2 protein-coding genes and 1 pseudogene are annotated in these 2,171 nt (G+C 71.5%); all 3 read right to left on the bottom strand.

Annotation, left to right across the window (positions count from 1 at the left end):
* Positions 1-5: 5 nt before the first annotated feature.
* Positions 6-1,419: pseudogene (tnpC, locus tag ACLEQD_RS41880) on the bottom strand (IS66 family transposase).
* 115 nt (positions 1,420-1,534) lie between these two features.
* A complete protein-coding gene (tnpB, locus tag ACLEQD_RS41885; RefSeq protein WP_410391508.1) occupies positions 1,535-1,900 on the bottom strand; it encodes an IS66 family insertion sequence element accessory protein TnpB in 366 nt (121 codons plus the stop codon).
* Positions 1,901-1,904: 4 nt separating this feature from the next.
* On the bottom strand, positions 1,905-2,171 hold a 267-nt coding region (gene tnpA / locus ACLEQD_RS41890), incomplete at its 5' end, for an IS66 family insertion sequence element accessory protein TnpA (RefSeq protein ID WP_410391510.1).

Below are 2,171 nucleotides of genomic sequence, written 5' to 3' on the forward strand. Positions count from 1 at the left end.
ATGCTTCAGGACGCGTCGGCTGCGCGCAGACGCTTCCACTCGTGCGGCAGCAGCTCGCCGATGCGCGCGTTCGGGTGCGTCTGGACGCGCAGCAGCACGTCGGCGAGGTAGGCCTCGGGATTGACGCCGTTGGCCTCACAGGTGGCGACGAGGGCGTAGAGGCCGGCGAGGTTCTCCCCCGCGGCTTGGTGGCCGACGAAGAGAAAGTTCTTCCTGCCCAGGGCGGCTTTTCTCAGCGCGCCCTCGCTGCGGTTGTTGTCCAAGGGCAGGCGCTCGTCAGAGACGAATCGGGTGAGGGCGTCCCACTGTTTTCGGGCGTAGGAGAGGGCCTGCCCCAGTGGCCCCTTGGGCAGGTGGCGCGGAGTCTGTTCCTCCAGCCAGGTGCCCAGCGCGGCGAGGACCGGGGCACTCTTCTTCTGGCGCAGCTCGCGGTGCGCGTCGGTGCGCACGACGCCCGCCTTTCGTGCCTCGGCCTCCACCCGGTAGAGGACGAGGATGAAGTCCAGCGCCTCGCGAGCCTCGGGCGCGGTAGGCAGCGCCTCGAAGAAGCGCCGGCGCACGTGCGCCCAGCAGCCGACGCGCACGCGGCCTTCGGGCAGCGTCACCGCGTTGTAGCCCGTGTACGCATCCACCACGAGGGCGCCTCGGGTGCCGCCCAGGACTTCCTTGGGCGTCGTGCCCGCCCGGCCCAGGCTGAAGCGGTAGCCCAAGAGCCACTCGCCGCGGCGTCTGGGTGAGGAAGGTCCAGAGGTAGCCTTGGCGCGTCTTCTTCACGTCCAGCACGCGCACCGGCGTCTCGTCGGCCCACACCACCTCGGCGGCGGCAATGACTTGCAAGAGGTGCGTTGAGAGCGGCAGCAGGACGGAGGCGGCCAGGTGGAAGAGGTCCGTCAAGGTGCTGCGGCTCATGGGCACGCCGCCCCGCTCCACGCGTTGGGCCAGCCGGTGCAGGGGCATGGCATCGGCGCATTTGGACGTCACCACGTGCGCGAGGAAGCCCGGGCCGTACTCGCCTCGGTCCACCACCCTCGCGGGCGCGGGGGCCGTCACCACGCCCTGGCCGCACGCGCACGCGAGGACTTCCTGCACGTGTACCTGGCGCTCGAAGCGGGCCGGCACGTACTCGTACACCCCCGAGGTGCGGCCCGTGCCCAGGGGCTTCAAGTCCTCGCTGCCGCACGCCGGGCAGTGGCGCGCCTCGGCGGGCACCGCGTGGCGAATCTCGCGCGTCGGAGCCTCCGCGGCCTTCTGGGCCGCACGCTGCCTGCGCCTGGCCAGGGCGGCCTCGGTCCGCGCCGTCCCTTCCTCGGGGTTGGGTGACTCGCTTCTCAGCTCCTGGGCGACAGGCGGAATCTTCTCCGTCTTCTTGCCGAAGACGCGCCGCTCCAGGGCGGCCATCTTCGACTCCAGCGACGTCATCCGCTCGCGCAGCTCCTCGGCCTCCTCACGCCAGGGGCAGAAATGGTCGAGGGGGAGGACTCGGGGCACCCGCTCTCAACGACGCGCCGGGTAGGGCATTCACGACGTGACGTGCTCAGCTGCCTGTACGCCCCGGGGGCGCCCAGGCAGGCTGGCGCTTCACCTCGGCCACGTCGATGCCGTCCAGCAGCATCGCCAGCTGCGTGGCGTCCAGCGTCACCGCCTGCGCGTCCGCCTCCACCCGAGGCAGCCGGAAGCGGCCCGTTTCCAGCCGCTTGTACAGCAGCACGAAGCCGCCCCGGCTCCACGTCAGCACCTTGATGCGGTCGCCCCGCCTGGAGACGAAGGCGAAGAGGTGCCCCGAGTAGACGTCCTCGCCCCAGGCAGTGCGCACCAGCGCCATGAGCCCATCAATCGACTTGCGCATGTCCACCGGCTCCGTGGCCAGCACCACGCGCACCGACGCGGGAAGCGCGAACACCCCCTCACCGTCCCAGGGCCGCGACGAGTCGGGCCACGTACGCCACGTCAGTCCCCACGGCGAAGCGCACCCGCGCCCCGCTCGCGGCCACCACCTCCAGCACGGACTCCGGCGCCTCGGGGGCGCTCGCCACCTGCACCGGCAGGAGTCTCACGGCTTCCGCTCGCGACGGCGCGGCTCGTCGATGCCGGTACACCCACGACTGCAACGTGCTCAGCCGCACGCCCCGTGCCAGCGCGAACTCCCGCTGCGTCTGCCCGCTGGCCTCGAA

It is taken from the genome of Corallococcus sp. 4LFB (genome assembly GCF_046520365.1).
Classification (GTDB): Bacteria; Myxococcota; Myxococcia; order Myxococcales; family Myxococcaceae; genus Corallococcus; species Corallococcus caeni.